Annotated in this window: 33 protein-coding genes; 20 read left to right on the top strand and 13 right to left on the bottom strand. The window is 67.7% G+C overall.

Annotated features, from left to right (window positions below):
* Positions 1-22: 22 nt before the first annotated feature.
* A complete protein-coding gene (locus KF871_RS07260) occupies positions 23-403 on the top strand; it encodes a nuclear transport factor 2 family protein (protein ID WP_291140105.1) in 381 nt (126 codons plus the stop codon).
* Positions 404-450: 47 nt separating this feature from the next.
* On the opposite strand, the gene KF871_RS07255 is transcribed toward KF871_RS07260, so the two are convergent.
* From KF871_RS07255 to fliE, 8 genes are all read right to left on the bottom strand, one after another.
* Positions 451-993 (bottom strand): hypothetical protein, encoded by a 543-nt coding sequence (locus KF871_RS07255; RefSeq protein ID WP_291140103.1) that lies wholly within the window; start codon positions 991-993, stop codon positions 451-453.
* The gene (locus tag KF871_RS07250; RefSeq protein WP_291140101.1) at positions 990-1,496 is read right to left on the bottom strand and encodes an OsmC family protein; all 507 of its coding nucleotides are present in this window, start codon (positions 1,494-1,496) and stop codon (positions 990-992) included. The genes KF871_RS07255 and KF871_RS07250 overlap by 4 nt, the downstream gene beginning before the upstream one ends.
* Positions 1,497-1,586: 90 nt before the next feature.
* Positions 1,587-2,102, bottom strand: a complete 516-nt coding sequence (locus tag KF871_RS07245) for a GNAT family N-acetyltransferase (protein WP_291140099.1) — start codon at positions 2,100-2,102, stop codon at positions 1,587-1,589.
* A gap of 164 nt (positions 2,103-2,266) precedes the next feature.
* The gene (locus tag KF871_RS07240) at positions 2,267-2,509 is read right to left on the bottom strand and encodes a hypothetical protein (protein WP_291140097.1); all 243 of its coding nucleotides are present in this window, start codon (positions 2,507-2,509) and stop codon (positions 2,267-2,269) included.
* A 26-nt stretch (positions 2,510-2,535) separates the two neighbouring features.
* Positions 2,536-2,997 carry a hypothetical protein gene (locus KF871_RS07235; RefSeq protein ID WP_291140095.1) on the bottom strand — a complete coding sequence of 154 codons (462 nt, stop codon included), beginning with the start codon at positions 2,995-2,997 and terminating at the stop codon, positions 2,536-2,538.
* Between the two features lie 104 nt (positions 2,998-3,101).
* The gene (locus KF871_RS07230) at positions 3,102-3,569 is read right to left on the bottom strand and encodes a hypothetical protein (protein ID WP_291140093.1); all 468 of its coding nucleotides are present in this window, start codon (positions 3,567-3,569) and stop codon (positions 3,102-3,104) included.
* 171 nt (positions 3,570-3,740) lie between these two features.
* On the bottom strand, positions 3,741-4,094 hold the full coding sequence (locus KF871_RS07225; protein ID WP_291140091.1) for a CZB domain-containing protein: 354 nt from the start codon (positions 4,092-4,094) through the stop codon (positions 3,741-3,743).
* 116 nt (positions 4,095-4,210) lie between these two features.
* A complete protein-coding gene (fliE, locus tag KF871_RS07220; protein ID WP_291140090.1) occupies positions 4,211-4,531 on the bottom strand; it encodes a flagellar hook-basal body complex protein FliE in 321 nt (106 codons plus the stop codon).
* A gap of 174 nt (positions 4,532-4,705) precedes the next feature.
* On the opposite strand from fliE, the gene fliF reads away from it, so the two are divergent.
* From fliF to fliR, 13 genes are all read left to right on the top strand, one after another.
* Entirely contained in the window at positions 4,706-6,388 is a 1,683-nt protein-coding gene (gene fliF, locus KF871_RS07215) for a flagellar basal-body MS-ring/collar protein FliF (protein ID WP_291140088.1), read from the top strand.
* Positions 6,389-6,415: 27 nt separating this feature from the next.
* Positions 6,416-7,414: a flagellar motor switch protein FliG gene (gene fliG / locus KF871_RS07210; RefSeq protein WP_291140256.1), complete on the top strand. Its 999-nt coding sequence runs from the start codon at positions 6,416-6,418 to the stop codon at positions 7,412-7,414.
* A gap of 136 nt (positions 7,415-7,550) precedes the next feature.
* Positions 7,551-8,249 carry a flagellar assembly protein FliH gene (locus KF871_RS07205; protein ID WP_291140086.1) on the top strand — a complete coding sequence of 233 codons (699 nt, stop codon included), beginning with the start codon at positions 7,551-7,553 and terminating at the stop codon, positions 8,247-8,249.
* Between the two features lie 95 nt (positions 8,250-8,344).
* Positions 8,345-9,802 (top strand): flagellar protein export ATPase FliI, encoded by a 1,458-nt coding sequence (gene fliI / locus KF871_RS07200; RefSeq protein ID WP_291140254.1) that lies wholly within the window; start codon positions 8,345-8,347, stop codon positions 9,800-9,802.
* Positions 9,799-10,275 carry a flagellar export protein FliJ gene (gene fliJ / locus KF871_RS07195; protein ID WP_291140084.1) on the top strand — a complete coding sequence of 159 codons (477 nt, stop codon included), beginning with the start codon at positions 9,799-9,801 and terminating at the stop codon, positions 10,273-10,275. The genes fliI and fliJ overlap by 4 nt, the downstream gene beginning before the upstream one ends.
* Positions 10,272-11,621 (top strand): flagellar hook-length control protein FliK, encoded by a 1,350-nt coding sequence (locus KF871_RS07190; RefSeq protein ID WP_291140082.1) that lies wholly within the window; start codon positions 10,272-10,274, stop codon positions 11,619-11,621. Before fliJ ends, KF871_RS07190 begins: the two co-directional genes overlap by 4 nt.
* Positions 11,622-11,749: 128 nt before the next feature.
* A complete protein-coding gene (gene fliL / locus KF871_RS07185) occupies positions 11,750-12,328 on the top strand; it encodes a flagellar basal body-associated FliL family protein (RefSeq protein WP_291140080.1) in 579 nt (192 codons plus the stop codon).
* A gap of 24 nt (positions 12,329-12,352) precedes the next feature.
* The gene (gene fliM, locus KF871_RS07180; protein ID WP_291140078.1) at positions 12,353-13,357 is read left to right on the top strand and encodes a flagellar motor switch protein FliM; all 1,005 of its coding nucleotides are present in this window, start codon (positions 12,353-12,355) and stop codon (positions 13,355-13,357) included.
* 37 nt (positions 13,358-13,394) lie between these two features.
* Positions 13,395-13,826 (top strand): flagellar motor switch protein FliN, encoded by a 432-nt coding sequence (gene fliN / locus KF871_RS07175; RefSeq protein WP_291140076.1) that lies wholly within the window; start codon positions 13,395-13,397, stop codon positions 13,824-13,826.
* A gap of 135 nt (positions 13,827-13,961) precedes the next feature.
* The gene (locus tag KF871_RS07170) at positions 13,962-14,327 is read left to right on the top strand and encodes a flagellar biosynthetic protein FliO (RefSeq protein WP_291140074.1); all 366 of its coding nucleotides are present in this window, start codon (positions 13,962-13,964) and stop codon (positions 14,325-14,327) included.
* Positions 14,314-15,132: a flagellar type III secretion system pore protein FliP gene (fliP, locus tag KF871_RS07165; RefSeq protein WP_291140072.1), complete on the top strand. Its 819-nt coding sequence runs from the start codon at positions 14,314-14,316 to the stop codon at positions 15,130-15,132. The genes KF871_RS07170 and fliP overlap by 14 nt, the downstream gene beginning before the upstream one ends.
* Positions 15,133-15,139: 7 nt before the next feature.
* The gene (gene fliQ, locus KF871_RS07160; RefSeq protein ID WP_291140070.1) at positions 15,140-15,409 is read left to right on the top strand and encodes a flagellar biosynthesis protein FliQ; all 270 of its coding nucleotides are present in this window, start codon (positions 15,140-15,142) and stop codon (positions 15,407-15,409) included.
* Between the two features lie 19 nt (positions 15,410-15,428).
* The gene (gene fliR / locus KF871_RS07155; RefSeq protein WP_291140068.1) at positions 15,429-16,193 is read left to right on the top strand and encodes a flagellar biosynthetic protein FliR; all 765 of its coding nucleotides are present in this window, start codon (positions 15,429-15,431) and stop codon (positions 16,191-16,193) included.
* Positions 16,194-16,215: 22 nt separating this feature from the next.
* Here fliR and KF871_RS07150 read toward each other — a convergent pair whose 3' ends face one another.
* The 3 genes from KF871_RS07150 to KF871_RS07140 form a co-directional block, all read right to left on the bottom strand.
* On the bottom strand, positions 16,216-17,766 hold the full coding sequence (locus tag KF871_RS07150; protein WP_291140066.1) for a methyl-accepting chemotaxis protein: 1,551 nt from the start codon (positions 17,764-17,766) through the stop codon (positions 16,216-16,218).
* Positions 17,767-17,992: 226 nt separating this feature from the next.
* Complete coding sequence (locus tag KF871_RS07145) at positions 17,993-18,442, bottom strand: hypothetical protein (protein ID WP_291140064.1); 450 nt, start codon at positions 18,440-18,442, stop codon at positions 17,993-17,995.
* Positions 18,439-19,044, bottom strand: coding sequence for a TetR/AcrR family transcriptional regulator (locus KF871_RS07140; protein WP_291140062.1), 606 nt, complete (start codon positions 19,042-19,044; stop codon positions 18,439-18,441). The genes KF871_RS07145 and KF871_RS07140 overlap by 4 nt, the downstream gene beginning before the upstream one ends.
* A 108-nt stretch (positions 19,045-19,152) precedes the next feature.
* On the opposite strand from KF871_RS07140, the gene KF871_RS07135 reads away from it, so the two are divergent.
* Positions 19,153-19,860, top strand: a complete 708-nt coding sequence (locus KF871_RS07135; protein ID WP_291140060.1) for a hypothetical protein — start codon at positions 19,153-19,155, stop codon at positions 19,858-19,860.
* Between the two features lie 12 nt (positions 19,861-19,872).
* Here the strand turns inward: KF871_RS07135 and KF871_RS07130 are convergent, their stop codons facing one another.
* Both KF871_RS07130 and KF871_RS07125 read right to left on the bottom strand, forming a co-directional pair.
* On the bottom strand, positions 19,873-20,502 hold the full coding sequence (locus KF871_RS07130) for a response regulator transcription factor (RefSeq protein ID WP_291140059.1): 630 nt from the start codon (positions 20,500-20,502) through the stop codon (positions 19,873-19,875).
* Positions 20,480-21,619: an ATP-binding protein gene (locus KF871_RS07125; protein WP_291140057.1), complete on the bottom strand. Its 1,140-nt coding sequence runs from the start codon at positions 21,617-21,619 to the stop codon at positions 20,480-20,482. Before KF871_RS07125 ends, KF871_RS07130 begins: the two co-directional genes overlap by 23 nt.
* A gap of 103 nt (positions 21,620-21,722) precedes the next feature.
* Here KF871_RS07125 and KF871_RS07120 point away from each other — a divergent pair, with 103 nt between their 5' ends.
* The 5 genes from KF871_RS07120 (at position 21,723) to cheD (ending at position 26,358) form a co-directional block, all read left to right on the top strand.
* Complete coding sequence (locus KF871_RS07120; protein ID WP_291140055.1) at positions 21,723-22,166, top strand: hypothetical protein; 444 nt, start codon at positions 21,723-21,725, stop codon at positions 22,164-22,166.
* 56 nt (positions 22,167-22,222) lie between these two features.
* Positions 22,223-22,585, top strand: coding sequence for a response regulator (locus KF871_RS07115; protein WP_291140053.1), 363 nt, complete (start codon positions 22,223-22,225; stop codon positions 22,583-22,585).
* A 34-nt stretch (positions 22,586-22,619) separates the two neighbouring features.
* Entirely contained in the window at positions 22,620-24,749 is a 2,130-nt protein-coding gene (locus tag KF871_RS07110) for a chemotaxis protein CheW (RefSeq protein WP_291140051.1), read from the top strand.
* A gap of 96 nt (positions 24,750-24,845) precedes the next feature.
* Positions 24,846-25,682 (top strand): CheR family methyltransferase, encoded by an 837-nt coding sequence (locus KF871_RS07105; protein ID WP_291140252.1) that lies wholly within the window; start codon positions 24,846-24,848, stop codon positions 25,680-25,682.
* 25 nt (positions 25,683-25,707) lie between these two features.
* Complete coding sequence (cheD, locus tag KF871_RS07100; protein WP_291140250.1) at positions 25,708-26,358, top strand: chemoreceptor glutamine deamidase CheD; 651 nt, start codon at positions 25,708-25,710, stop codon at positions 26,356-26,358.
* Positions 26,359-26,415: the final 57 nt, after the last annotated feature.

Raw genomic sequence — 26,415 nt, 5'->3', positions numbered from 1 at the left:
CGCCACCCGCCCGCTTGACCCCATGCCCAGTGACACCGCCTTGCAGCGTTTCATCGCCTGCGTCGAAAGCAACGCCCACGTAGAAGCCATCGAGACCTTCTACGCCCCTGACGCCTCCATGCAGGAGAACACGCTGCCGCCGCGCGTTGGCCGTGACGCCCTGGTGGCGCACGAAGCCAGGGCCATGGCCGCCACACGCTCGGTGCAGTCGTGGTGTGTGGGGCCGGTCTTCGTCAATGGTGACCACGTGGTGATCCGCTGGCGATTCCGTTTCGAGCTGCCCGATGGCTCGGTGCGCGAGCTGGAGGAACTGGCCTACCAGCAATGGCGGGGCGACCTCATCCTGCGCGAGCAGTTTTTTTACGATCCGGGCCAGTTCGCGCCCCGGCATCCGCCGCATTGAACAGGCCACCGGGGGCGGTTGCACCGACACGGCGACCCACTGCCCGCTCAGTCCGCACCACTCTGCTCGCGCCGCCGCCTGGCGCGCAGCACGCGCCAGCGCCAATGCGCAAGGCCCGCCGTGTAGGCCACCTGGTAGCCGGCAACCAGGCCCAGGCTGCCCAGGGTCAGTGGGCTTTGCACAAAGTCGCTCCAGTGGTGGGGCGCTTGCGGCGCAAGCCAGAACACCTCGACCAGCCGCCACAGCAGGCGCAGCAGGAACAGGCTGGCCAAGGCCAGCCCAATGGGCGCATGCGGCACATAGAACAGGCCCTGGCGGGTGGCCTCGAACTGCGTGCGCGCAAAGGCCAGCCGAGCCAGGCCCGCGCCGGCCAGCAGACTGGCGCTCAGCGCCAGCAACGGGGTCGGTTGCGCCCAGCAGGCACGCACCACCGCCGACAGCAGCAGGGCATAGATGGTGAACGTGATGGGTGCGCGGTATCGGCTCAGGCGCTGGCGACCCACCGCGCGCCGAAAGCGGCTGTGCACCCGCCAGGCGAGCAAGGGCACCAGGGCAGCGGCTGTCAGGGTGGTGGCGGTCGGCGGTGTCATGGCGAGGTCAGGGTGGCGCTGAGCACCGGTGGATGGGCCAGGGTCTGAAAGACGACACAGTAGCGCTCGGTCAGGCGCAACAGCGTGGCACGCTGCTCGTCGTCGGCGTCGCTGTCGATCACGAAACGCAGCCGGATCGCATCGAAGCCCACGGGCGCTGCCTTGTCCACGCCCAGGGTGCCGCGAAAGTCCAGGTCACCCTCGGCCTCGACCCGCGCGTCGCGCAGCGCAATGCCCAGGGCGGTGGCCACCGCATTGAGCGTGACACCCGCACAGGCCACCAGGGCCTGCAGCAGCATGTCGCCCGAACAAGCCTGCAAGCCGCTGCCACCGGTGGCGGGGTGAAGGCCGGCCGCCACCAGGGCCTGGCCGGTCTGCACGTTGCAACTGATGCCCTCGCCCATGCGGCCCTCGGCCTTTAGCGTGATGCGCGCCTGTTCGGGTGAGGTCTTGTAGCGCGCCTTCAGGGGCGCCTGCAGCGATCGCAGGGTGTCGGCATCCATGGGCAGTCTCCGGTGGCGGTGGACGGCCATTGTGGTCGCCGCGCGAGACACTGGCCAGACCCTGCCGAAGGCTCCGGCGTTCAGCGCAGCTCAGGTCACGGGCGCGCCGGCAGCGAACGCCGGGTGGTAGCTCACCTCACCGGCGGGCACTGCCTGACCAAACGGCAGCGCCATGAAGTACGCCGGCGGGACGCCCGGCAGCACCGGCCCCAGGCCAACGCGAAAGCCGAAGCGGGCGTAGTACGCGGGCTCGCCCAGCACCACGCAGCCCGCTGCGCCGTCTTCCTTAAGGCGGGTCAGGGCAGCGCGCACCAGGCGGCTGCCCAGGCCTTCGCCCTGGCGATCCGGTGCCACTGAGACCGGACCCAATCCGTACCACCGGGCATTGCCGTCGCCCAGCCGGACGGGTGACACCGCCACATGCCCCACCAGTTCGCCCGAATCGTCGGCCACCATGGACAGGGTCAGCGCGTGGTCATTGCGCAGGCCGTCCACGATGAAGGGCTCGGTCTGCCCACTGTGCGGGGCGTCTCGAAAGGCCGACGCGGTCAACGCGTGGATGGCGTCGACGTCGACCGGGCGCTCGAAGCGGATGAAGACCGACATGGGCAGGGGCTTGTACAGATGGAGGTATGAGCCCACCCATTCTGTCCATGCCCCCGCGGGATGCAACGCCCAAGCGGCCGGGCGGGGCCGCCCGCACCGACCGACGGTTTCAAGGCGGCTGGCGACCACGCCAGTGCGCCAGTGCGCCCTGCAGTTGTCGGGTCTCAGCGCCGTGCAAAAAGGCTCGCCAGCGTCTTCTGCGCAGTCTCCTGGCGCTGCGTCAGCGGCTCTGCCGCCGGGTGCAGGTGGAGCCCTTCGAGTGAGGCACCTTGTTTGACGTAGACGACGTCTTGAGGAGGGTCCGGGTGAACCTCGCCGTCGCTGTGGAACTGGGATTGCGCCAGCTTTGTCGAGGTGGCCTTGTAGCCTGTATTGACCACGGGACGCTGGTAAGCAATGCGGGACATGGTGAAGCTCCGGAGACTCAAAGGGATCACAAATACAGATAGGCCTGCGCCTGAGCAGCGCCCTGGCCGTCGGACGCAGACTCAACGCGGGGCGGTTGCGCCAGAACCAGTTGCCACTGCAGCGACAGGCGCCTGAGCTCGTCCATCAGGGCCGCCAGCGCCTCAGGGTGGTGCAGGTCGATGTCCCAGTGGGCGTAGAGCTTGTAGACGTCGTCGGCGTCGAAGCCGATGCGCAAGGGGTCGAAGGCCGCCGAAAACCGTGCCAGCAGACCATGCACCACATCGCGCCCGGGCCCATCGGCCATCTGGCCGATCTCGGCCGACAGCGCCAGTTGCTCCGCCCCGGGTTGCCAGCTGAGCTTCAGCGCCGACGCGTCGTCGAACAGGGCCGCCCAGGCGCCACCAGCGACGGCGGCGGGCACCAGCGCGCGGGCACCCGACAACTGGGCCGCGCGTCGCAGGCAAGGTTCGAGATCGGAGGGAGACATGCTGGGTCTGCTGAAGGGTTCGACACCGGTGCCGGCCGGTTGCTGGCGCAGGTGATTGCGCTCTGAGTGGCACCGGGGGCGCCCGGGTTCCCTGCCTGGCGAACTCACACCATGAAACGCTGCCGCATGTCGGTCAGCCCATGGTCGACCGAGGCCGGCGGTGGGCGAACGCCAGGTGGCCTGGCCAGAATCTCCCGCCAGGTGGCCACCACCGGCGCCAGTTCGTCAAACAGCGCCGCCAGGTGTTCCGGGCAACGCAGGTCGACGCGCCAGTGGCTGTACAGCTCGTAGGTGTTTCCGGGCCCCAGGCCGATGCGCGAACGCTCCACCGCAGCGGCGTAGCGCGCAATCAGCGACTGCACCGATCCCAGGCGCTGGCGGTCGGCCAGCGGACCCAGCTCGGCCCACAGGCGCAACCACCCCTTGGGGGCGTCCCATTCGGCGTGCAGGGCCGTCGCCCCGTCGAGCGCGATGGTCCACATGCCCTCGTGCTCGGGGTGGCGCAGCACGGCCAACACGCACGATTGCTGGGCGGCCTGCTGCAGGCAGGCTTCAAGGTCGGGGAGGTGCATCAGGGGTCAGGCGTCGGCCGACCCATTCGTTCAATGCATCGGCGCTCGCGGCCTGAGTGAGCCGCACACCCGCCTGGGTTCCAGGCTGCACCGGCGTCCTCGGCCGTAAGGCCGGGTCACCGTGATTCCGGCCGCACGCGGCGCCAGGGCGGCGCCGAGCGGCCCGATGGGTCACATGCGCGCTTCTTTCTTGAGCGCAAGGATCGCCACGCTGGCGGCGCTGGACGCCTGGGCGTAGGCCGAGCCCGCGCCAATCATCGTCTCGGCCTCTCCAAAGCGTTTGGCGTTGATGGCCTTGGCGACCTTGCCGGCTTCGGCGTGAAATTCGGCGTGGCGGGCCACACAGGTGGCATAGCTCTTGAGCGAGCCGTACTGTTTCCTGGCGTCTCCATGCAACCACTGACCCAGCTCGCACCGGTGATCGCTACCAATCGAGGTGGCATCCAGCGTCTCCTGGCGATTGATCGCACCACGCAACTTCATCTTCCACTCGCCATGCTTGGCGACCGAACTTTCCAGATCCATCTTTTGCCTCCTTCTGGTTGACGGATGAAGCACATGCTAGGAACGCGTGCACCCCTGCAAACCGCGAAAAGCGTGTGAAACCACGGCCTGTTCTGGCGACCGGATGAGCGCGGCCATCAGACCGACATGTTCATCACATCCGTGTAGGCCTGCACCAGCCGGTTGCGCACGTGCAGCGCGCTCTGGAAGCCGATTTGCGCCTTTTGCATGGCGATCATGGTTTCTTCCAGACTGACATTGGGGTTGCCCAACTGGACCTGGGTCTGCATCTCGCTGGCCTTGTTCTGGGCCTGGCTGACCGAATTGAGCGCCGACTTGAGGTTGTCGGCGAAGGCCGCGCCGGTGCCGCCCGCAGCGGCCGTGCCCGCGGCAGGGCGCTTGAGCGCGCCGGTGTTGGCAAGGCTCTGGCTGGTCAGGGGGGAGAGGCGCATGTCCATGGGGGGCTCCTGGGGTCGGCAAGCTCAGACAGGGCCCGATCGTAGGGACCCCCTCGGCAGCCCGGGCGGGAAATAAAGGGCCATAACAGCGCCTTTTTTCGGGAATGAACGTTCGGGGGGGCCGGGATACTCGTTCGCATTCGGGGGCCCTCCGTGCCCTCTGACCAAACCACCATGAGCACCACCGCCGTTGCCGAACTCGATATCCAGCCCGTGCGCACCAACGCGCTGATGGACGGTTTCGCCCGCCTGGACGCCGGCCAGAAGGTCAAGCTGGGGCTGGGCGCGCTGGCCCTGCTGGGCATCGCGCTGGCCTTCTTCTTCATGGGCCGCCAGCCCGACTGGCGCGTGCTCTACACCAACCTGGGCGACAAGGACGGCGGTGCCATCGTGGCGCAGCTCTCACAGATGAACGTGCCCTACAAGTACTCGGAAGGCGGCGGCGCCATCATGGTGCCGGCCGACAAGGTGCATGACACCCGCTTGCGTCTGGCCTCGCAAGGCCTGCCCAAGGGTTCGGTCAGCGGCTTCGAGCTGATGGAGAACAACCGCTTCGGCATGACCCAGTTCCAGGAGCGACTGACCTTCCAGCGGGGCCTCGAAGGCGAGTTGACGCGTTCGATCCAGTCGCTGGCCTCGGTGCAGGCCGCGCGCGTGCACTTGGCGCTGCCCAACCAGAACGGCTTCTTCCGCGAACAACAGAAACCCAGCGCCTCGGTGCTGCTCACGCTCTACCCCGGCCGCTCGCTCGACCGCGCCCAGGTGGCCGGCATCGTGCACCTGGTGGCCAGCAGCGTGCCCGAGATGAACGTCAAGGCGGTCAGCGTGGTCGACGACCAGGGCAAGCTACTGTCCAACCCGCCCGATGGCCAGGACAACGCCGCCGCCGACGTGCAGAAGCTGCAGTACACCCAGCAGCTGGAGCAGACCTACACCCGCCGCATCCTGGACATCCTCGAACCCCTGGTGGGCGTGGGCAACGTGAAGGCCCAGGTCAGCGCCGACATCGACTTCTCGCAGGCCGAGATGACCTCCGAGCAGCACCGCCCCAACCAGGGCAACGAGCCCAGCGCGGTGCGCAGTCAGCAACTCATCGAAGACAGCTCGGGCGCCAGCGCCCAGCCGGCCGGCGTGCCCGGTGCGGTCAGCAACCAGCCGCCCGCCACCGGCCAGTCGCCCATCAACGGCTCGGCCGCGCCGGTCGGCGTGAGCGGCCAGGGCGGCACCGACAAGCCCGGCGCCAGCCGACGCGAGTCGGTGGTGAACTACGAGGTCGACAAGACCGTGCGCGTGGTGCGCGAAGCCACGGGCAACGTGCGCCGCATCAGCGCGGCGGTGGTGGTCAACCACAAGACCGTCATCGACAAGAACGGCAAGGCGATCACCAACCCGATTCCGCCCGCACAGCTCGAACAGATGACCGCGCTGGTGCGCGAAACCATCGGCTTCAACCAGACGCGCGGCGACTCGGTCAACCTGGTCAACGCCGCCTTCAACGAGGTCAAGCTGCCCGAGCCAGAGGCGGTGCCCTTCTGGCAACAGGCCGACACGCTCGACCTGGCGCGCAGCATGGCCTTCCCAGCCGGCATGGTGGTGCTGGGCCTGGTCGTCTTCATGGGCATGGTGCGTCCGGTGCTCAAGCTGCTCAAGGCGCCGCCGGCCCCGGTGCGCGAGGTCACGCCGCTCAACGCCATCCTCAACGAGGAACCGGAGCGCCCGGGGCTGCCGCAGCCCACGCCGGCCGAGGATTCACCCGAACAGAAACGCATTGCCGACGCCAAGCGCCTGGCACTGGAAAACCCGGCCGCCGTGGCCAACATCGTCAAGGGCTGGGTCAACGGCGAAGCCGCCGCTTGACGCCCCAGGGAGAGAACGACCATGAGCATGGATGACCAGGGCGTACAGGACGCCGCGATCTTCCTCATGTCGCTGGGCGAAGAGGAAGCGGCCGAGGTGTTCAAGCACCTCAGCCCCAAGGAAGTGCAGAAGCTGGGCGAGACCATCGCGCGCACCCGTGCGGTGTCGCACGACCGCGTCGATCAGGTGATGCTGCGCTTCACCAGCACCGCCTCGTCGCAAAGCCTGCTGGTGTCCGACACCGACAACTACGTGCGTTCGGTGCTCAAGCGCGCACTGGGCGACGACAAGGCCGCGCTGCTGATCGACCGCATCCTGCAGGGTGGCGACGTCTCCGGCATCGAGAGCCTGAAATGGATGGACCCGCTGTCCATCGCCGAATTGCTGCGCAACGAACACCCGCAGATCGTGGCCGCCATCCTGGTGCACCTGGAGTCCGAGCAATCGTCCTCGGTGCTCAAGCACTTCACCGATCGTGGCCGCAACGAGGTGATGCTGCGCATCGCCACGCTCGAAGGCATCCAGCCGACCGCCCTCAAGGACCTCAACGAGGTGCTCTACAAGGTGCTGGCCGGCGGCGACAAGATCCGCAAGGCCTCGATGGGTGGCGTGAAGACCGCCGCCGAGATCATCAACATGATGGGCACGCAGATCGAAAGCTCGGTCATCGAGGCGATCCGCGATCACGACGCCGAGCTGGCCCAGAAGATCATGGACAAGATGTTCATCTTCGAGGACCTGCTCAAGCTCGACGGCAAGGCCATGCAGCTCATCCTCAAGGAAGTGGCCACCGACCAGCTGGTGGTGGCCCTCAAGGGCGCCAGTGCCGAGTTGCGCGAACTGGTGTTCAACAACATGTCCACCCGCGCCGCCGAAGCCCTGCGCGAAGACCTGGACGCCCGCGGCCCGATCCGCCTGTCCGAGGTGGAGACGCAGCAAAAGGACATCCTCAAGGTGGTGCGCCGCCTCTCCGACGAAGGCCAGATCATGATCGGCGGCGGCGGCGAGGAAGAGGCCTTCGTATGAAGAACGCACCCCCGCCGCGCTTCGCGCGACCCCCTCAAGGGGGCGACACCAGCGGCCCGGCAAAGCCGGTTCCGCGGTGTCCCTCGCTTCGACCCATGCCCTCCATCTGCTCAGGTGATTGGCGGGAGATCCCTCAATGAGTCAGCGACCCAAGAACGACCCGTACTCGCGCTTCATCCCGCGCGAGGAGATCGACGGCGTGGCGGCCTGGCAGTTCGCCGCCGTCGACGGCAGCGACAACACGCCCAGTCTGCCGACCGAAGAGACGCTCTCCGCGGCGGCCGCGCACATGGACGACGTGCGCCAGAGTGCCTACAACGAAGGCTTCCAGCACGGCCACGACGCCGGCGCCCAATCGGTGCGCGACGCCATGGAGGCCACCATGCGCCGCACCGCCGAAGAGACCGCGGTGCGCATGGCGCAGCTGCTGCGCAACACCCGCGATCACCTCAAGCACAACGAGCAGGAAATCTCGCGCCACATCCTTGAGCTGGCCTGCGACCTGGCGCGCCAGGTGCTGCGCCAGGAACTTTCGCAACAACCCATGCACCTGCTGCCCGTGGTGCACGAGGCGCTGGGCCAGCTGATCGACGACGGTGCGCCCGCCACCGTGCGCATGCACCCGGCCGATCTGGCGTTGATGAAGGGCGCCCTGCTCGAGACCCTGGGCGACAACCCACCGGAATTCGAGGCCGACCCGACGATCACCCCGGGCGGTTGCCTGGTCGAGGCGCGCACCAACTCGGTCGACGCCACGGTCGAGAAACGCTGGCTGCGCGCCATCGGCAACCTGGGCCTGAACACGCCCTTCAACCCCGCCGACGCCGAGGTTTGATCTCGGACGACTTACGCACAACGCCCAACGCCAAACGCCCCACGGACATGCCCGACAGCACCTTCGACGACACCCCCAGCCGCTGGGGCCATTTCATGGACGACCTGCGCACCAGCGCCAAGGTCGCCACGCCGCTGGAGGTGCGCGGCACACTGACCAAACTCGCCGGCCTGGTGCTCGAGGCCGTGGGCCTGCGTGTGCCGGTGGGCTCGCAATGCCTGATCGACAACGGCCACAAGGCGCCGGTGCTGGCCGAGGTGGTGGGCTTTTCCAAGGACCGCGCCTTTCTCATGCCGGCCGGCGACGTGCATGGCCTGGCCAGCGGCGCCAGCGTGACGCCGCTGCCGCCCTACCGCACCGTGCCGCGCGTGGGCCACGCCAACCCGCCGCCCTCGCCATCCGACCGCAGCGTGCTCAGCCTGCCCATGGGGCGCGGGCTGCTCGGCCGCGTGGTCGACGCCCACGGCCAGCCGCTGGACCACCAGGGACCGCTGCGCAATGTGCGCGTGGCGCCGCTGGAGCGCGCGCCGCTCAACGCCATGGACCGCGACCCGGTGCGCGAATCGCTGGACACCGGTGTGCGCTCGATCAACGCTTTGCTCACCGTCGGCCGCGGTCAACGGCTGGGCCTGTTCGCCGGCTCCGGCGTGGGCAAGAGCGTGCTGCTGGGCATGATGGCGCGCTACACCAAGGCCGATGTCATCGTGGTCGGCCTGATCGGTGAACGCGGCCGCGAGGTCAAGGAATTCATCGAAGACATCCTGGGCGAGGAAGGCCGGCGCCGCTCGGTGGTGGTGGCCGCCCCCGCCGACGCGCCGCCGCTGGTGCGCATGCAGGGCGCCAGCTACGCCACCGCCGTGGCCGAGAGCTTTCGCGACGAAGGCCTGCACGTGCTGCTGCTGATGGATTCGCTCACCCGCTACGCCATGGCGCAGCGTGAAATCGCCCTGGCCATTGGCGAGCCGCCCGCCACCAAAGGCTACCCGCCATCGTGTTTCGCCAAGCTGCCGCAGCTGGTCGAGCGCAGCGGCAACGGGCTCAACGGCCGTGGCTCGATCACCGCGTTCTACACCGTGCTCAGCGAAGGCGACGACCAGCAGGACCCGATCGCCGACGCCGCGCGCGCCATCCTGGACGGCCACATCGTGCTGTCGCGGGCGCTGGCCGAATCGGGTCACTACCCCGCCATCGACGTCGAGGCTTCGGCCTCGCGGGTGATGCACAACGTCGCCGGCCCCCGTCACCTGGAGCTGGCCCGCAAGTTCCGCGCGAACTACTCGCGCTACCAGAAGAGCCGCGACCTGATCCAGCTCGGTGCCTACGTGGCCGGCAGCGACCCGGAGACCGATCGCGCCATCGTGCTCTATCCCGCCTTGCAACGTTTCCTGATGCAGGACATGAACGAAGCTGCCCCATTGAGCGACAGCCTGCGTGCGCTGCAGACCGCCCTCAAGGAGGACAAGCCCGGCCAGCCCGGCAGCGGCCACGCCCAGCCGCAGTCGTCCACGCGCGGCGGCCGCACGCAGCACAACCCCTATGAGGGCAATGCATGAGCGCGCCGGCCCAGCAACTGAACAAAGTCATCGAGCTGGCCGAGCGCCGGCGCGACGAAGCCCTGGGTCAGCTCGCGCGCCTGCGCGGCGAGCACCAGCAGGCGCAGGCCCAGATGGACCAGCTCACCGGCTATGTGGGCGAGGCCGAGCGCCGCTGGAGCGAGCGTGGTGCCAGCGGTGTCGACGTGGCGCTGCTCATGCACCACCGCCAGTTCATGGCCAAGCTCGACCACGCCATCGCCTTCCAGCACAACGTGCTGAGTGAGCGCGTGCAGCAGGTCGAACAGGCACAAAGCATCGTGATCGAAGCCGAGCGCGAACTGGCCAGCCTGCGCAAGGTCGCCGCGCGCCAGATGCAGACCTGGCTGCAGCAGCTGCAACGGCGCGACCAGAAGCACACCGACGAGATGGCCCAGAACGCCCACCGCCGCCGTCTCGACAACGACAGCAGTTTTCAACCGATGTCCTCATGACCACGTCCGCCACCCCCTCCTCCAGCGCGCCCAGCCACGCCAACGCCGCCGGCCAGGCCCGCCCTGCCCAGGCCAACCCGCACGAGAAGCGGCAGGGGCCGGCCGACCTGTTCTCGACCCTGCTGGCCCTGGCGGCCGATGCCGCGCCGGTGGACGGCTCGGAGCCCGGTGACACCGTGCTCGCCAGCACCGATGCCCAGGACGACGACGCCAGCGCCCCGACCGACAACCCACTGGCCGCCCTGTTGATGTGGCAGGCCCCCGGTCTGACCAAGCCCACATCGGACGCGACGCCGAGCGACCCCACAACTGTTACCAAGGCAGGCAAAGACGCCAAGGACGTGCCCGCCACCGACGCCCAGGCGCTGGACCTGGCGCACGACGAACCGCGAACGGACACCCCCACCGCCAAGGCCCCCGATGCCCTGGCCAACAGCACCCCGGCCACGCCGGTGCGCGGCAACAGCGTGAGCTGGCAGGTCGCGGCCACCCGCGCGGCCCAGACCGCCGCCCCCGGTGCCGCCGCCTCCGCGACCCCACGCGGCGTTGCCGGCGCCAACGACCTGCCCGCCATGCGCTGGACGCGCGGTGCCCCAAGCAGTGACGCCGCCCCGGTGGCGACCTCGGTGCGCAGCACCGTGACCATGGACGCCCGCTTCGCGCAGACCACCACCAGCCCGCATGGCGCCGCCATGGCGGCCCGTGCCCAGGCCATGGCCGACGAGGTGCGACAAGGCGAGGAGCTGCGACCGGGCGAAGCCCGGCACAGCGCCCTCGGCGCGGTCAGCGCCAGCAGTGATGGCACGTCATCGGGCGGCCTGTCGGGCGACCTCTCTGGCGATCTGTCCGGCGGCATGGGCAGCGACAGCGGCGGGTCACAGCACGGCGCTGGCGCGCACGACGACAGCAACCCGTCCAACGACCCCTACAACGCCAACGTCAACGACCCCGACAGCGTGGACGTGCAGCACTGGGCCGGCGCACACGGCCTGCGCCACGCCAGCCTGCGCGTGGGCGAGGAAGCCGCCCAGGCCATCGACATCCAGCTCGCCCTGCGCGGCGACGAACTGCGCCTGGACATCCGCACCGACGACGCCGGCACCCGCGACGCCCTGCGCGAGCAGGCGCAGGCCGCGCTCGGCGAGCGGCTGCAGCAAGGCGGCCTGCAACTCGGCGAGGTGTCGGTGGGTGCCCAGCAGCAACAGGAACGCCAGCGCGACGCGTCTGTCGCCCAACCGGCACCGACCATCCGCCGCGGCGCCGACGAAAGCCCGGCCGCCACCCCGGCGCCCCGGGCACCGGCCGCCCGATCGGCCACCAGCGGCGGGCTGGACCTCTTCATCTGAGCGCGTTCCGAGCGCGGGAATAAGCGCGTTTTCCCGCGCTTTTCCAGCGAACGGCGGTGGGGGGTGACTCCCACAATCCCTTTCATGTTGCACGCCATGTGGGCGTGCGCCACCGATAGGGGAAGCCCATGTCCGCCGCTGCCGCCACCGCCGATACCGCCGATGCCGCCCCGAAGAAGAAGGGCAAGAAGCTGCTGTTCGTGATCATCGGCGTGCTGGTGCTGGCCATCGCCGGCGCGGGCGGTGCGCTGTTCATCCTGAAGAAGAACACCGCCGACGACGAATACGCCGACGAGGAAGACCACCCCGCCGAGGTCAAGCACGTCGACCCCAAGCACGCGCCCACCTTCCTGCCGCTGGAGAACATGGTGGTCAACCTGGCCGACCCCGGTGGCAACCGCTACATCCAGATCGGTCTGACACTGCAGTTGCAGGACGCCGCCACCGGCGACGCCGTCAAAGCCTTCATGCCCAGCGTGCGCAGCCAGGTGCTGATGCTGCTGTCCAAGCGCACCAGCGAAGAGGTGCTCAGTGGCGAGGGCAAGGAAAAGCTCAACAAGGACATCATTGCCGCCGTCTCCGAGACCATGGGCTACGAGGTGGACGATCCGCACGCGGACGAAGAAGACGGCAAGAAAAAGAAGAAGCGCCGTACACCGCCCAACCCGGTGCAGGCCGTGCTCTTCTCCAGCTTCATCGTGCAGTGACAACGCACACGAGGTAACGAGGCCATGTCCGATTCGTTTCTCTCACAGGAAGAAGTCGACGCCCTCCTGGAAGGCGTGACGGGCGAGAGCCAGAAGCTCGCCAAGGACGAGGTGCCCGAAGGCGGCATCCGCAACTACAACCTCTCCAGCCAGGAACGCATTGTTCGTGGGCGCATGCCCACGATGGAGATCGTCAACGAGCGCTTCTCGCGCAACCTGCGCCTCGGCCTGTTCAACTTCATCCGCCGCAGCCCGGAGATCTCGGTCGGCGGCGTGCAGGTGCAAAAGTACAGCGCCTTCCTGCGCGAGCTGGTGGTGCCCACCAACTTCAACATCATGGCCATCCGCCCGCTGCGCGGCAACGGCCTGGTGGTGTGCGAGCCCACGCTGCTGTTCGGCGTGATCGACAGCCTGTTCGGCGGCAACGGCAAGTTCCACACCCGCATCGAAGGCCGCGATTTCTCGCCCACCGAGCAACGCGTGATCAACCGCCTGGTCGAGGTCATCGCCGAGGAATACAAGAAAGCCTGGCGCGGCGTCTACCCGATCGAACTGGCCTACCAGCGCTCGGAGATGCAGCCGCAGTTCGCCACCATCGCCACGCCGAGCGAGATCGTGGTCTCCACCAGCTTCACGCTGGAGATCGGCGACCTCACCGGCTCGCTGCACATCTGCATTCCCTACGCCACGCTGGAGCCGATCCGCGACGTGCTGTATTCCAGCGTGCAGGGCGACGCCATCGAGGTCGACCGCCGCTGGGTCAAGCTGCTCAGCCACGAGATCCAGGCCGCCGAAGTGACCATGGTGGCCGAACTCGCCAAGACCGAGGCCACGGTGGAGCAGCTGCTGGCCATGCAGGTCGGCGACTTCATCGAGCTCGACCGCGCGCCCACCATCACCACGCACGTCGACGGGGTGCCCGTCTTTGAATGCCAGTACGGCACGCACAAGGGCAAGTACGCCCTGCGTGTTGACCGCAGCCTGCGCGGCGCCGACCTGAACTGGTTGGGCAACAACCCCGACCTCTGACCCCAACACACGAACGCTTTCTCCAGGAGAAACGACCATGTCTACCGACGCACCGAACCAGGACGCCATCGCCGACGAATGGGCGCAAGCCCTCGAAGAGCAGTCCGCCACCGTCGACCCCAACGAGGGCGCGCCCGCCTTCGACGCCGACCACACGCCGGTGCATGCCGGCGCGGGCGGCGCGGGCAGTGCCGGCGCCCCGTCGCAAGACATCCAGATGGTGCTGGACATCCCGGTGCAGCTCTCCGTGGAACTGGGCCGCACGCGCGTGCCGATCAAGTACATCCTGCAGCTGGCCCAGGGCTCCATCGTCGAACTCGACGCGCTGGCCGGTGAGCCCATGGACGTGCTGGTCAACGGCTACCTCATCGCGCAAGGCGAGGTGGTGGTGGTCAACGACAAGTTCGGCATCCGCCTGACCGACATCGTGACCCCCTCGGAGCGCATGAAGCGCCTGAGCAGGAAATAACGACCCCCCGCGTCGCTTCGCGCCACCCCCCTGGGAGGGGGCGACACCAGCGGCCTGGCAAAGCCAGTTCCGCGGTGTCTCTGGACGAAGCCCCGCACACCACCCAACACATCAAGAGAAGCAGGGAGCGATTGAATGTTGCAGAACGCCTGGCCCGCGCTGGTGCTGCTCGCCTTGATGGTGGGCATTGCCTGGGCCTTGAAGTGGGCGCGCGGTCGCATGCCGGGTCTGCCGGGTGTGCCCGGTCAGCAGGGCCCGGCGCTCAAGGTGCTGTCCAGCGTTTCGCTGGGGCCGCAACAGCGTGTCGTCACGCTGCAGGTGGGCCAGGGTGCAGACGCCACCTGCCTGGTGCTGGGTGTGGCGCCCGGTAGCGTCAACACGCTGCACCAACTCGCACTGCCCGCGGACACCGCCGCGCCCGCCGCACCGGTGGCCGCCGGTGGCTTCGCGGCCCGTCTTGCGCAACAACTGGTGAAGGGCCCGAACGATGCGCCGCGCTGACCGTCGCGCCGATCGTCGCGCTGATTGGTGCATCGACAGCGCCGTGCTGCGCGCGCTCGCGCTGTTCCTGGCGCTGGGCCTGTTGTCCATCGGCGCCTGGGCGCAGAACGCACCGCTGCCCACGCCGCAAGGCCCCTCGCTGCCGCTGGTGGTGGGTCAGGGTTCGGGCAGCACCAGCTATTCGGTGCCGATCCAGACGCTGCTGTTCTTCACCGCGCTGTCGTTCCTGCCGGCGGTGCTGCTGCTGATGACGGGCTTCACCCGCATCGTCATCGTGCTCTCGCTCATGCGCCAGGCGCTGGGCACGCAGTCGGCCCCGCCCAACCAGGTGGTCGTGGGTCTGTCCTTGTTCCTCACGCTGTTCGTGATGGGTCCGACGCTGGACCAGGTCTACAGCAACGCCTACGCCCCCTATTCGCGCAACGAGATCAGCTTCGACCAAGCGCTGGAACGCGCCGAAGCGCCGATGCGCAGCTTCATGCTCAAGCAGACGCGTCAGTCCGACTTCGAGCTGTTCGCCAACCTGGCCAAGCTGCCGGCCGACGTCACCGCCGAGAAGGCGCCGTTCCGGGTGCTGGTGCCTGCCTTCGTGACCAGCGAACTCAAGACCGCCTTCCAGATCGGCTTCATGATCTTCATCCCCTTCCTGGTCATCGACATGGTGGTGGCCAGCGTGCTGATGTCGCTCGGGATGATGATGCTCTCGCCGGTGCTGGTGGCCCTGCCCTTCAAGCTGATGCTGTTCGTGCTTGCGGACGGCTGGAACATCCTCATTGGCTCTTTAGCGGCCAGCTTCGCCCAGTAGGACCGTCATGGAACCCCAAGCCGCCCTCACCTTTGGCCAGAACGCGCTCTTCCTGCTGCTGTCGGTGGCCGCGCCGGTGTTGCTCACCGTGCTTGGCGTCGGCCTGGTGGTCAGCCTGATCCAGGCCATCACGCAGATTCACGAGCAGACACTGGCCTTCGTGCCCAAGCTGGTGGCCGCCATCGCGGTGTTCGCCATCGCCGGGCCCTGGATGCTGACCACGCTGGTCGATTTCATCCGCACGACCATCCTGTCGATCCCGCAGTACGCCGTCTGACGGCGCGCGGCACCCGCGCATGATCACCTTTACCGAAGCGCAACTCATGGCATGGGTGTCGCCCGTGCTGTGGCCGTTCGTGCGCATCCTGGCGGTGTTCTCCAGCGCCCCGATCTTCTCGGCGCGCTCGGTGCCGATGCGCTCGCGCGTGGCGCTGGCCTTTCTGATCGCGGTGTGCGCGCAGGCCACGCTGGGCACGCAACCGGTGGTGGGCCTCAACGACGCGGGCGCACTGGAGGTGCTGCTGCAGCAGGTCATCGTCGGCCTGGCCATCGGGCTGGCGGTGCGCATCGTGTTCGCCGCGGTTGAACTGGCGGGCGAACTGGTGGGCCTGCAGATGGGGCTGAACTTTGCCGGCTTCTTCGACCCGACCACGGGCGCACAGACCAGCACCGTGGGGCGCTTCTTCGGCAACACCACCATGCTGCTCTTCGTCGTGATGGGTGGCCACCTGATGCTGCTGCAGGCGGTGGTGGCCAGCTTCACCACCTTTCCCATTGGCGGCGGCGCGCTCGACGCCATCAACACCATGCGCCTGCACGAGCTGGGGACGGTGGTGTTTCGCTACGGCCTGTGGATCGCGCTGCCCCTGATCGGCATGCTGATCTTCATCAACGTGGTGCTGGGCTTCGTCTCGCGCATCGCGCCGCAGATGAACGCCTTTGCCATCGGTTTTCCGATCACGCTGTCGGCCGGCCTCATCGGCATTGCCTTCACGCTGCCGATGCTGGACACGCCCATCACCGCGCTGTTGCGCGTGGCGACGGCGCTGTTCACCGGCTGACCGTCGGCCAAGGACCGGCCGTTCAGGCCGCGAGGCGGAAGGTGCCGACCAGCTCGGTCAGGCGGCTGGCCTGCAGGCGCAGGCTCTCGGCAGCGGCGGCCGACTCTTCCACCAACGCTGCGTTCTGCTGCGTCACCTGGTCCATCTGGCCCACCGCGTCGTTGACCTGGCCAATGCCGCGCGACTGCTCTTCAAAGCCTGCGCCCAGTTCGCCAATGAGTTCCGACACCTTGCCGGCCTGGGCCACGATGTCGCCCATGGTCGCGCCGGCCTGCTCCACCTGCTGGGAGCCGGCCTCGACGCGGTCGAGGCTCTCGCCGATCAGGCCCTTGATGTCCTTGGCAGCGGTGGCGGCGCGCTGGGCCAGGGTTCGCACCTCGCCTGCGACCACCGCGAAGCCGCGGCCATGCTCGCCGGCACGTGCGGCTTCCACCGCTGCGTTGAGCGCCAGGATGTTGGTCTGGAACGCAATGCCGTCGATCACGCTGGTGATGTCGGCGATGCGGCGCGAGCTGTCGGTGATGGCGCCCATGGTGGACACCACGCCCGCCATGGCCTGCCCGCCGTCCGCGGCCACGGCGCTGGCGTTGCGGGCCAGTTCGGTGGCGGTGCGTGAGGTGTCGGCGCTGTGGCGAACCGAGGTGGAGATCTGCTCCATCGATGCCGCGGTCTGTTGCACGCTGGAGGCCTGCTCTTCGGTGCGCTGCGACAGGTCGACCCCGCCGACCGCAATCTGGTGCGAGCCGGTGGCGATGGAATCGCTGCAGTCGCGGACTTCGCGCACGATGCGCACCAGACCTTCGTTCATGTCGCGCAGCGCACCCAGCAGCTCGGCCAGCTCGTCCCGGCCCCGGGGCTCGATGCGTGAGGTGAGGTCGCCGCCGGCCACGGTGCGCGCCACGCGAACGGCCTTGTGGATGGGAACAGTGATCGAGCGGGTGAGCACGGTGGCCACCACCAGCGCCAGCGCCAATGCCGTGATCGCCAGCACCACCGCCAACATTTCGGCCTGGCGCGCCATGGCCGCGGCCTCGGCGCCAAACTGCTCCATCTGTTTGACCTGCGATTCACCGAAGGCTTCGATGGCGTTGAGGTAGGTGGTCTGCAACGGCAGGACGATCTGCAGCAGTTCGTTGCGGGCTTCATCGTGCCGGCCCGCGCGGATCATGCTCACCACACGCGCTTCTTCTTCGCGGAAGCGCTGACGCGCGGTTTCCAGCGCAGCCAGGGACTCGCGCCCCTGCGGGCTGTGAACCGAGGCCTCCAGCTGGCGCACCGCATCGGCAGCGACCGGGGCCGAGGCCTCCATCTTGTGCAATTCCTGCTCGATCACCGCCGCATCGCGGGCGATCATGGCCGTGCGCATGGCGCGCAGCTGCTTGTTGACTTCGTTTTCGATGCGGTGTGCCAACGACACATTGACGAAGCGATCGTGCACGATCAGCTCGATGTCGTTGGCGATGGATTTGGTACGGGTGTAACCGACGACGGCCAGGGTCATCATCAGCGCGATCAGGAGCCCGAACCCGAGGGTCAGGCGCGTACCGATCTTGAATTGGGCCAGTTGCTTCATGTTGTGTGATGGTTTGGGTGCATCACCGCAGAGGGCAAAGCTGGACGTTGCCGCATGCGGCGAGCGGCAACGTGTGCAAGCCGCCGGCATGCCCTCAGGCGCGCCCGCTCACCGAACGGCTATCGGCGCCCGGGACTTGCCCTGAAGCCGAGGATCCTTGTAAGCGTGCTACCGGTCACAGACGGCGAGTAGCCGACGACAGGCGGCACCCAGCCTGACGCCGCTCTTACTCCCAGCGCAGGTCGCTGAGCTTCCAGTCGCCGGCCACCAGGCGCCATTCGGTGCGCACGGTGTAGGGTTCGGCCCGCTCGGGAATCAGGCCCTGGGCGCCGGTCACCACCACCGGCGATTCGATGTACCCCAGCGTGGGCGCGGCCGGGTCGATGCGCACGCTGGGCGCGAGCGCCACCACCTTGATGGTTTGGTAGCGCAGAAACATGCCGGTGAGCATACGGCGGGTGGACGTCGGGTCCAGACCGCCGCCGCCGCGAAAGTGCTCGTCCACCAGCGCCATCACGTCGCCGGTGTTGCGCGCTTCGATGGCGGTCTGCAGGGCCTGCGCCGTCTTCAACAGCTCCTGTTCGGGGTCGCTGCGCGAGCAGGCGCCGAGCAAGAGGAGCGACATGAGCAGCCAGGGCAGCAGCCTGCGACGCACGACAGATGGGGAGGGACTCATGGCATGGGGGCAGCGATGGCCGCCTGGATGAACTGGTGTCTGGATTGGCGAAAACGTTCGGGCGTCCACAGGCATTGCGTGACCAGCAGGTGCCAGGCGCTGGGGACCACCAGCGACAGGCACAGGTCGGCCAGCCACGCGGTGTCGGCGCCCGCAGGCAGCGAGCGCGCCGCCGCCATGCGGCCCAGGATCAGTTCGTAGCCCCGCCGCACGCCCAGGTTCACGAAGCGGTCGTTCCAGGCCAGCGCGATGTCGGGGTCGGTGTCGGCGCCGGTCTCCAACTGGTAGGCCACGGGGTAGACGATGGGCAGGTAGTCGATCCAGACGTCGGTGTAGGCGCGCAAGGTGTCGGCGTCGGCGCCACCGCCACGGGCGATCTCGCCCAGGCGCCGCACATGGTCGGTCTGCTGGTCACGGTGGCGCACCATGGCGACCAGCAGGCCCGGGCGGCTGCCGAAGGCATAGAACAAGGCCTGGCGCGACACGCCCGCCGCCGCCGCGAGCTCGGCCATGCCCGCGCCGATGCCACCGGGCTCGCGCATGCGCTGCCAAGCGGCTTCCAGCAGGGCATTGCGGGTGTCTTCGGAAATCGATCTGGCCATGCAGGGTCTGGGTTGTTGGCGGACAAGGGGTTGGACGAACGGAGGTTTACAAGCGTAAACCTTGCGTGATAGCTTTACGCACGTTAACCCTTTTCAATGGAGCGCGCCATGACACATGAGCAAGCGATGTGGGTCCACATTCTGCTGGGATCGGTGGGTCTGCTGACATTCTGGGGGGCCTTGCTGAGCCGCAAGGGCAGCGAGCGCCACAAGCGCTGGGGCCGCCCGTTCTTCATCAGCCTGCTGGCGGTCGCCTTGTCGGTCGGGCCGCTGCTTTTTCTGCAGGCCGGGCCGTTCAACCCGGCGCGGGTGGTGCAGTTCACCTACCTGTCGCTGTGCCTGGCCACCGTGACGATGCTGGCCTGGACGGCCATCCGCTGGCGCGAGCAGCCAGCGCGCTTTCGCGGCCTGCACTTCAAGGTGCTGGGGCCACTGCTGCTGGCACTCGGGGCCGTGGTGCTGGCCGCAGGCCTGGCTTCGGGCGACCCGGTGCCCACGGTCTTGTCGTGGGTGGGTCTGTTCCATGGCGCGCTGATGGTGCGGTTTGCCTGGTTGCGCGCCCCGTTGCTGCCCAACTGGTGGCTCAACTGGCACATCACCTGTGTCTGCAGCCTGTTCACCGCCGTGCACGGCACGTTCGCATTCACCTTCTACCGCTGGGCCATGGCACCCGAGGCCAGCCGGGAGGTGAGCGCCGCCATGCACCTGCTGGTGCTGGGGGTGGCTGTGGGCCTTCGCCTGTGGTTCGGTGCGCGCCGCGGCGTGCCCTTGCGCTTCACGCAGCGCGTGGCGTCGACCCAAGTGGCCAGCGCCTGAGCCGGCCTGGCCTCACACCAGGCCGTTGCGAATCGCGTACACCGTGAGTTCGGCGTTGTTGGAAAGGTGAAGCTTCTCCAGCACGCGTGCGCGGTAGACGCTCACTGTCTTGGGGCTGAGCATGAGTTCCTCGGCGATGTCCGAGAGCTTCCTGCCCGAGGCGATCTTCTGCAGGGTCTGCAGTTCGCGCTCGGACAGGCTGGCGTGCAGTTCCTCGGTCTCGGGCGCGCTCAGGGTGTCGACCAGCATCTGCGCCACCTCGGGGGTGACGAACTTGCGCCCCTGCTGCACCACGCGGATGGCGCCCACCAGCTCGGCCGGGTCGCCCGCCTTGTTCACATAGCCACGCGCGCCCGCGCGCAGGCAACGGATGGCGTACTGGTCTTCCGGGTACATGGACACCACCAGCACCTTGACCGTGGAGCCCTCGTCCTTGAGGGCGGCCAGCACTTCCAGGCCACCGCGACCAGGCATGTTCAGGTCCAGCACCAGCACATCGCACACCGTCTTGCGCATGAGCTCGCGCAATTCGGGGTAGCTGCCGGCTTCGCCGACGACCTGGATGTCCACCGCTTCACTGATCGTGTCGCGGATGCCGCGGCGAACCACGGCGTGGTCGTCACACAAAATCACCTTGATCATGGGCTTCCTTGGGGGCGGGGACCTCGGCGGTGCGCGGCAGCGGCACCGACAGGATCACCGACGTGCCGCGCGAGCTGGAACTCACGTCGAGCCAGCCGCCCACCTTCTGTGCCCGCTCGCGCAGACCCAGCAGGCCGAACGACTTCGTTTTTCGCAGGGCCCCGGTGCTCATGCCGGGACCGTTGTCGCTCACCTCCAGGGTGAGCACGCCCTCGCCGTCGTTGAGGTCGATTTCGACCTGCGAGGCGCCCTGGGCGTGTTTGCTGATGTTGGTGAGCGCTTCCTGCGCGGTACGGTAGGCCACCAGTTGCACCTCGCGCAGCACCTCGATGCGCTCCGAGCTGCGCCTCACCGCCACGCGCAGGCCCGTGCGGCGCTCGAAGGCGTTGGCCAGCCACTGCACCGCCGCCACCAGGCCCTGGTCGAGGATGGGCGGGCGCAGGTTCATCATGATGCGCTGGCTGGCCCCCAGGGCGTGCTGCAGCATCTCCATGGCCGAGGTCACGTGGCGCTGCATCTCCGCGTCGGCGGCACGCCGGCCCACCCAGGCCAGGTCGAGCTTGACGGCGGCCAGCGCGCCGCCGATGTCGTCGTGGATCTCGCGCGCAATGTCGGCGCGCTCCTGCTCGATGCTGGTCTGCAAGTGCTCGGCGAGTTCGGCCAGGCGTTGGCGTGACTCGCCCAGCTCGCTGTCGGCGCGGTCCTTGGCCTTGCGGGTCTCGCTCACCTCGAGTGCGCGCTGCACCACGTGGGCCAGGCGGTGCATGCTGTCCTTGAGCAGATAGTCGCTCACACCACGGTGCATGGCGTCCACGGCGGCGGTCTCGCCGATGGCGCCCGACAGGATCACGAACGGGATATCGATATCCAGCTCGCGCGCGACCTCCCAGGCGTCGATGCCCGAAAACCCGGGCAGGTGGTAGTCGGCCAGCACGATGTCGTGCTGCCCGCTCTGCAGTTCACGGCGAAAGTCGTCCAGCGAGTCCACCAGGGTGATTTCGTTGGGCAACTGGCTGCGCTGCAGCGCGAACTTCACCAGCGCGTGGTCCACCCGCGAGTCCTCCAGGTGAAGGATTCGAACGGGGCGCTGTTCAGTCTCGGAACCGGGACCGGTCATCGGATGGATGGGGATTAGGGCCTGAATTCGGGCCGTTTTCGGTCGATAGCCCGAGGGCGACCCTGCCGAGAATTCTAGTACCCCAACCCGTAGCCCTGACCATATGGAGCCCACCACACCGCTGCCGACTGCGCCTTCGGTCACGCTGCCCGTGTCGCTGGTGGCCGACCTGCAGGACTCACTGCTCATGGCCATGACCGACCTGCAGCGCCTGGAAGGCCTGCTGGACCACGCCACCGGCAACCTGCTGGAGCGTTTCGGCAATGCCAACCGCGACCTGGCCAAGCTGGCCAGCGTCAGCGGCGACGACCTCGGCCGCATCCGTGAGGGCCTGCACCAGGCCGTGACGGAGCTGCAGTTTCACGACATGGCCACCCAGTTGCTGGTGCACACCGGAAAGATGCTCAAAGGCTGTGCCTGGCGTCTGGCCGAGCAGGCCATGGCCCCCGAAGAAGACGAAGTGCCGCTCAACCTGGACCCCATGCCAGAGCGGCCCAGCCCCGTCACCCAGAGCGAGATGGACGCCGGTTCCGTCGAGCTTTTTTAAGCCTGTTCAAGAACCGCCGCCGGGCGTCGATATCACCCCGAAGAACGGAGAGACCCATGCGATCCATCCTTGCCGTCGACGATTCGGCGTCCATGAGAAAAATGGTTTCATTCACCCTGACGGGTGCTGGCTTCCACGTGGTGGAGGCCGTCGATGGCATGGATGCCTGGGACAAGGCCCAGACACATTCCATCGATCTGGTGCTGACCGACCAGAACATGCCCAACCTGGACGGCCTGGGGCTGACGCGCAAGCTGCGCGATCACCCCAAGTTCAAGAACACGCCCATCCTGGTGCTGACCACCGAGTCGAGCGATGCCATGAAGCAGGCCGGCCGCGCCGCGGGCGCCACCGGCTGGCTGGTCAAGCCATTCGATCCGGGCCGTTTGATCGAAGTGATCAACAAGGTCATTCGCTGAGCCCCCCACGACCAAGCATTCCAGGAGCCGACACATGGGCGACATGATGAACGAGGGTCAACACCTCGGCAACGACATCGATCTGAGCCAGTTCTTCCAGATCTTCTTTGAAGAGGCGGGTGAAAACCTCGACCAGATGGAGCAGATGCTGCTCGCGCTGGACGTGGAAGCCGCCGAGGACGAAGAGCTCAACGCGATCTTCCGTTGCGCGCACTCCATCAAGGGCGGTGCCGCCACCTTCGGCTTTGCCGACGTGGCCGAGCTCACGCACCAGGCCGAGTCGCTGCTGGACAAGCTGCGCCGCCACGAACTCAAACCCACCACCGCCATGGTCGACGTGCTGCTCGAGTCCAGCGACGCCCTGCGCGGCCAGCTCGCCGTGCACCAGGGTCGCAGCAGCACCCCGCCCGACACCGGCAACCTGGTGGCCCGCATCTATGCACTGGCCAACAGCGAGGACGTGCCCGACGCCGTCGCCGCCGCACCCGCAGAGGCCCCTGCTCCTGCGCCTGTGGTCGAAGCCCCCGCACCCGCACCGGTTGCCGAGGCCGCACCGGTGGCTGCGCCCGCTGCCGCACCCGCTGGCAAGAACGCCAAGGTCGAGCGCGAGATCGACATCCACATCGGCCCGATCGACAACCCCGCGCAGGCCGACGGCATCGCCGAGCTGTTCCGCGACATTCCGGGCCTGGGCACCGTCACGGCCTTGACCTGCGACCAGCCGGGCAAGCGCGTCTTCCGCGCCCGCACCGCTGCCACCGACAACGAACTGCTGGACCTGTTCACATTCCACGTGAGCAAGGAGCAGATCCAGATCCACGCCGCCGGCGACGTGGTGCACGGCAAGGTGCCGATGCCGCCAGCCACCGAGGGCAAGGACTACGGCTTCTTCGAGGGCTCGCCCGGCCTGCCCGGCAGCCCGGGCACCCCGGCCCGCAAAGAAGCCAAGCCCACCGTGGACGCCAAGGCGGCCGCCGCCGCGGCCAGCGCCGGCATGGAGTCCAGCACGCTGCGTGTGTCGGTGAGCAAGGTCGACCAGCTCATCAACCTCGTCGGCGAACTGGTCATCACCCAGGCCATGCTGGCGCAAAAGAGCCGCGAGCTCGACAACAACAACGCCAACCAGCCGCTGCTGGCCGGCCTGGCGGACCTCGACCGCAACACGCGCGACCTGCAGGAAGCCGTGATGTCGATCCGCATGATTCCGATGTCGGTGGTGTTCAACCGCTTCCCGCGCATGCTGCGCGACCTGGCCGCCAAACTCGGCAAGAAGGTCGAGCTGGTCACGCAGGGCGAGTCCACCGAACTCGACAAGGGTCTGGTCGAGAAGATCACCGACCCGCTGACGCACCTGATCCGCAACAGCTGCGACCACGGCATCGAGATGCCGAACGAGCGCCGCGCCAAGGGCAAGAACGAGACCGGCACCATCACCCTGTCGGCCACCCACCAGGGCGGCAGCATCCTCATCGAGGTGCGCGACGACGGCAAGGGCCTGTCGCGCGAGAAGCTGCTGACCAAGGCCCGCGAAAAAGGCATCGACGCGCCGGACTCGCTCAGCGACGCCGAGGTCTGGAACCTGATCTTCGCGCCCGGCTTCTCCACCGCCGACCAGGTCACCGACGTGTCGGGCCGCGGCGTCGGCATGGACGTGGTCAAGAAGAACATCACCGCACTCGGTGGCACGGTCGAGATCGACTCCGCCGAGGGCTACGGCATGCGCGTCTCGGTGCGCCTGCCGCTCACGCTGGCCATCATGGACGGCATGTCGGTGCGCGTCGCCGACGAGGTCTACATCCTCCCGCTGGCCAGCGTCATCGAATCGTTCCAGATCAAGGCCGCCGACATCAACACCATGGCGCAAGGCGCCCGCGTGGTGAAGGTGCGCGAGGAATACATGCCGGTGATCGAGCTTGAGCAGGTGTTCCACGTGCCGCGCTTCGAGCACGGTGCCGGCAGCCCGATCATGGTCGTGATCGAAGCCGAAGGCCAACGCGTCTCGCTCATGGTCGATGAACTGCTCGGCCAGCAGCAGGTGGTGATCAAGAACCTGGAGAGCAACTACCGCAAGGTGTCCAACATCTCCGGTGCCACGATCCTGGGCGACGGCAAGGTCGCACTGATCCTCGACACCTCGTCTCTGGTTCGCCGCTCCAGGCACTGATTGCAGGGCCGGCACTCCGGCCCGACTCTTCGAGGTTCGATCGCCATGCTCACGTCCGCCACGCCTCGCCGACCCGCCGTCCAGGTGCCGCCCCGCATGCCGCTGCCGGCCGACGACGGCCCGGTGGCCGAAGGACGCGAATTCGTCTGGTCCGACGACGACTTCACGCGCATCAAGGCGCTGATCTACAAGAAGGCCGGCATCAGCCTGCACGACGGCAAGCACGCCATGGTCTACAGCCGCGTCTCGCGCCGCCTGCGCGAGACCGGTCACGGCAGCTTCAAGAGCTACCTGGACTGGCTCGAACGCCACGACGGCGCCGAGTGGCAGGAGTTCATCAACGCGCTGACCACCAACCTCACCGCGTTCTTTCGCGAGTCGCACCACTTCGACGCCCTGGCCCAGTTGCTGCGCGCCAAACCCGGTCACGCCTGGCGCATCTGGTGCTCCGCCGCTTCCACCGGCGAGGAGCCCTACTCGATCGCCATGACCTGCGCCGAAATATTGGGTGCCAATGGCAACTACGAGATCGTCAACAGCGACATCGACACCAAGGTGCTGGCCACCGCGCAGCGCGGTGTCTACAAGACCGATGGCAACAAGGGCCTGTCGGCCGAGCGGCTGCAACGTTTCTTCCTGCGCGGCAAGGGCGCCAACGCCGGCTACATGCGCGTCAAGCCCGAGCTGCAGAAGCACATGAGCTTCCAGTCGGTCAACCTGATTCACGACCTGCCGCTGCGCGACACCTTCGACGTGGTGTTCTGCCGCAACGTGATGATCTATTTCGATGCGCAGACGCAGCGCGCGGTGCTGGAACGCATCCACCGCGTCATGCGCCCGAACGGCACGCTGTTCGTCGGCCACGCCGAGAACTTCAGCGACGCGCGCAACCTGTTTGCACTGAGAGGCAAGACGGTCTATGAGCGCCTCTAGCCTGAACGTCACCCCGCTCAACCGCATGAGCCTGCCGCGCGTGATGCCGGCTGCCGGCGTGGTTTCGCGCGTCGATGAACTCAAGCGCCGCACGCCCAAACCGGGCGAGGCCTCGTTCTTCTTCCACGACCCGCATTTCCGCAGCGACGCCGTCAAGGTGTTGCCGGGCGAGTACTACGTGAGCGCCGAGGACCTGGTGGTCATGACCGTACTGGGCTCGTGTATCGCCGCCTGCATCTGGGACCCGCGCGTGCGCGTGGGCGGCATGAACCACTTCATGCTGCCCGAGGGCGGCAGCGACTCGGGCGGCCGCTACGGCTCGTACGCGATGGAATTGCTCATCAACGAACTGATGAAGCAGGGCGCCCGCCGAGAGACCATGCAGGCCAAGGTGTTCGGCGGCGGCGCGGTGATGAGCAGCTTCACCACCATGAACGTGGGCGAGCGCAACACCAAGTTCGTGCTGGACTACCTGCAGACCGAACGCATCGCCGTGGTGTCCAAGGACGTGCTGGACGTGCACCCGCGCAAGGTGTGCTTCTTCCCGTCCACCGGCAAGGCCATGGTCAAACGCCTGGCCACCGCGAACAACGAGGCACTGGAGACACAGGAGCGCAAGGGCAGTGCAGCGACGGTGGTCAATTCCACGGCTGGCGGCTCTGTCGACCTTTTTTGAAGAACACCCCCGCCGCGCTGCGCGCGACCCCCTCAAGGGGGCGGCACCAGAGGCCCG

The organism is Hydrogenophaga sp., from assembly GCF_019635465.1.
In the GTDB taxonomy this organism is placed as follows: Bacteria; Pseudomonadota; Gammaproteobacteria; order Burkholderiales; family Burkholderiaceae_C; genus Hydrogenophaga.
The sequence above is the reverse complement of the archived record's forward strand: the minus strand, read 5'-3'. Positions and strand labels throughout refer to the sequence as shown.